The organism is Streptomyces purpurogeneiscleroticus (genome assembly GCF_020024005.1).
Classification (GTDB): domain Bacteria; phylum Actinomycetota; class Actinomycetes; order Streptomycetales; family Streptomycetaceae; genus Streptomyces; species Streptomyces purpurogeneiscleroticus.
Window position 1 is genome coordinate 1 of the sequence record NZ_NHSG01000306.1, and the last position, 3,501, is coordinate 3,501.

General features: G+C 74.9%; 3 protein-coding genes. All 3 read left to right on the forward strand.

Features of this window, described 5'->3' with window-relative positions:
- Positions 1-37: 37 nt before the first annotated feature.
- The 3 genes from CCS38_RS19735 to CCS38_RS19745 are packed head-to-tail and all read left to right on the forward strand — an operon-like array spanning position 38 to position 3,242.
- Positions 38-1,138 (forward strand): dipeptide epimerase, encoded by a 1,101-nt coding sequence (locus tag CCS38_RS19735; protein WP_223734626.1) that lies wholly within the window; start codon positions 38-40, stop codon positions 1,136-1,138.
- Positions 1,135-2,403 (forward strand): MFS transporter, encoded by a 1,269-nt coding sequence (locus CCS38_RS19740; protein WP_223734624.1) that lies wholly within the window; start codon positions 1,135-1,137, stop codon positions 2,401-2,403. Before CCS38_RS19735 ends, CCS38_RS19740 begins: the two co-directional genes overlap by 4 nt.
- A 20-nt stretch (positions 2,404-2,423) precedes the next feature.
- Positions 2,424-3,242 carry a class I SAM-dependent DNA methyltransferase gene (locus tag CCS38_RS19745; RefSeq protein WP_223734625.1) on the forward strand — a complete coding sequence of 273 codons (819 nt, stop codon included), beginning with the start codon at positions 2,424-2,426 and terminating at the stop codon, positions 3,240-3,242.
- The last annotated feature ends 259 nt before the right edge of the window (positions 3,243-3,501 follow it).

The window sequence follows — 3,501 nt, forward strand, 5'->3', positions numbered from 1 at the left end:
CCGTTCCCCCACGCCCCACTCCCCGGGAAGGGACCCCGTGAAGCTCAGCCAGCGCACCGTACGGCTCCGGCTCACCGAGCCGCTGCGCATCTCCCGCTCGACCATGGCGGCCCGCGACGCCGTCTGGCTCGCCATCGAACACCAAGGACAGCGCGGCTACGGCGAGGCCGTGGCCAGCACGTACTACCACCTCGACGCCGAGACCATCGGACGGCTGCTCAGCGAGACCGCCCTCGAACTCGCCCGCTTCGACGGGCCGGAGGCGGCGCTCGACGCGCTGCGCGAGGGCGCACTGCCCGGGCCTGCCACCCCGCCCGCCGTGACCGCCGCCGTCGAGTCGGCCCTGCTCGACCTCGTCGGCAAGCGCGCCGACATACCCGTGCACCGGCTGCTGGGGGCCGACGAGGCGCCGCGGGCCGCGACCGCGCGCACCATCGGCATCGGCTCGCGCCGCGCCGCCGGGGAGGAGGCCGGGCGGCTGGCCCGGCACGGCTTCTCCGTCATCAAGATCAAGGCCGGCTCGCCCGACCCCGAGGACGACCTGGCACGCGTACTCGCGGTACGCGAGGCGGCGCCGTACGCGCGGCTGCTGCTCGACCCCAACGGCGCCTGGACCACCGCACAGGCCGCGGCCCTGCTGCCCCGGTACGCCGACCTCGGCGTCGAGGCCGTCGAACAGCCCATCGAGCCCGGCCGCCCCGAGGCACTGGCCCGGCTCGCCGAACGCTCCCCGATACCCGTCATCGCCGACGAGGACGCCGTCGGCTTCGAGGACGCCCGGCGGCTCGTCGGCCGGGTGCACGGCATCAACGTCAAGCTCGCCAAGTGCGGCGGCGTGCACGCGGCGCTGCGCATCGCCGAACTGATCGCGGGCAGCGGCACCGAGCTGATGCTCGGCTGCCTGACCGCCAGCTCGCTCGGCCTCGCCCCCGCCGTCCACCTCGCCGACCGCGCCCGCTGGGCCGACCTCGACGGCCACCTGCTGCTCGCCCACGACCCGTGGACCGGCATCGGCGGCACCGACGGCACCGTACGGGCCGGGCGGCAGCCGGGCCTCGGCGTGCGGCCGGTACGCCACACCGACCTGCCCGACGGGACGGCCGCACCGGCCGGCCTCGTCCAGGAGGTGCCGAGATGAGAAGGACCTGGCACGAGATGCGCGGCTTCCCGCTCGCCATCCGCCTGCTGCTGGTCAACCAGCTCGGCGTCAACACCGGCTTCTACCTGCTCATCCCGTACCTCGCGGTGCACCTGGGCGAGGACCTGGGCATGTCGGCGGCGGTCGTCGGCATCGTGCTCGGCGTCCGCAACCTCAGCCAGCAGGGCCTGTTCCTCATCGGCGGCTCGGCCGCCGACCGGCTCGGCGCGCGCGGCGTCATCATTGCGGGCTGCGCCCTGCGCACCGTCGGCTTCGCGCTCTTCGCGCTGGGCGACGGTCTGGCCGTGCTGCTCGCCGCCTCGGTCCTCAGCGGACTGGCCGGCGCGCTGTTCAACCCCGCCGTGCGCGCGTACCTCGCGCAGGAGGCGGGCGACCGCAAGGCCGAGGCGTTCGCGCTGTTCAACGTCTTCGCGACCACCGGCGCGCTGGTCGGCCCGCTGCTCGGCTCCGCGCTGCTGCTGGTCGACTTCCGGGCCTCCGCGCTCACCGCCGCCGCGATCTTCGCCGTACTGACGGTGGCCCAGGCCGCCGTGCTGCCCGCCCGTACCGCCGTCCCCACCGACAACTCCGTCCTCGGCGACTGGCGCGAGGTCGTCGGCAACCGCGTCTTCCTGGCCTTCTCGCTCGCCATGGTCGGCATGTTCACCATGGAGAACCAGCTGTACCTGCTGCTGCCGGACGGCGCCCGGCGGGCCACCGGCTGGGACGGCGCGGCCGGCATCGTCTTCCTCGTCGGCACCGTCGCCAACCTCACCCTCCAGCTGCGCGTGACCCGCGCCCTGAAGGACCGCGGCAGCCGGTCCCGCTGGGTCACCGCCGGACTCGCCCTGATGGGGCTGGCGTTCGTGCCGCCGATGGCCGTCGCGGGGCTGACCGGGCCACCCGGCAGCCCGGGCGCCGCGGCCCTGCGCGCCCTGCCCGTACTGGCCGGGGCCCTGCTGCTCTACCTCGGCGTGATGATCGCCCAGCCGTTCGTGATGGAGCTGATACCCGACTTCGGCCGCGCCGAGCTGACCGGTACCTACTTCGGCCTGTTCTACGTCGTCTCCGGCATCGCCGCTGCCGTCGGCAACACGGTCGTGGGCTGGGCCATGGACGCCGGCGGGAACACGGGCGCCGGCTGGCTGCCGTGGGCCTGCTGCCTGGCGTTCGGGCTGCTGTCCGCCGCGGGCGTGGGCTGGCTGCACCGGCTGCGCGCACTGCCGGACCGGACGCCCGCCGGACCGGTGGTGGTGGCCGCGTGAAGACATCGAAGGGACCCGCCGTGAGCAGCGGAAATCTGCTGACCGACGATACGTCGACCCGCAATCTCCTGACCGACAACCCGGAGCTGTACGAGGCCCGGTTCCCCGACACCGAACGGCTGGCCGGGCGCTGGGCCGCGGACTGCCTGCGCCGGTACGGCTCCGGGCCGCGCGTCCTGGACATCGGCTGCGGCACCGGGCGCGACGCCGCGTACCTGCACAGCACCGGCCGCTCCGTCGTCGGCGCCGACCTCTCAGAGGCGATGCTGACGTACGCCCGTACGCATCACCCCGGACCCGCGTACGTACCTGCCGACCTGCGCGACTTCCGCTTCCCCGAGCGGTCCTTCGACGCCGTCGTCTGCCTGGACAGCGCGCTGCTGTACTGCCACACCAACGACGACCTCGACGGCTTCCTCGCCTCGTGCCGGCGGAGCCTGGCGCCCGGCGGGCTGCTCGTCGCCGAGATGCGCAACGGCGCCTTCTTCCTCGGCCGCACCGAACTCCTCGACGCACCCGCCGTCACCGGCTTCACCTGGCAGGGGACCACGTACACCGCCACCACCACCCTCACCGTCGACCGTGCCGCGCAGCTGCTGCGCCGCACCCGCGTATGGACCGCCGACGGCATGGCGCCGCACGAGCAGCGCTCCGCGTGGCGACTGCTGCTCCCTCAGGAGCTGCGGTACGTGCTCGCCGCGCACGGCTTCGAGGTGCTGGCCCTGTACGACGGGCCGGGGCCGCGCACCGAGCCCGCCTGGCAGGAGGGCGACGCGCCGGGCGCGCGCCTGGACGCCGACCGCCTGCACCTCATCGCCCGCCTGACGCCGACTGCCTGACGCGTACTGCCCGCCCGAGACCGGCTGCCCGACGCGCACCCACCGCTCGACGCCGCCCACCGTTCGACGCCGCCCACCGTTCGACGAACCGCTCGTATCCGGAGGACACCGCCATGCCCCACGCTCCCCTCGACGACTCCCGCTTCCCCGGCCTGCGCCGCCGGGGATTCCTCGCAGCCGCCGGCGGCGTGGCCGGGCTCGGCGCGCTCGCCCTCGCCGGCTGCGGCGGCCCCGGCGGCGCAGGCCGGGGAAGCGGGAG

Bases quoted from the DNA above. Each gene is read 5' to 3' on its own strand.
- CCS38_RS19740 (WP_223734624.1), top strand. From the start codon at position 1,135: ATGAGAAGGACCTGGCACGAGATGCGCGGCTTCCCGCTCGCCATCCGC.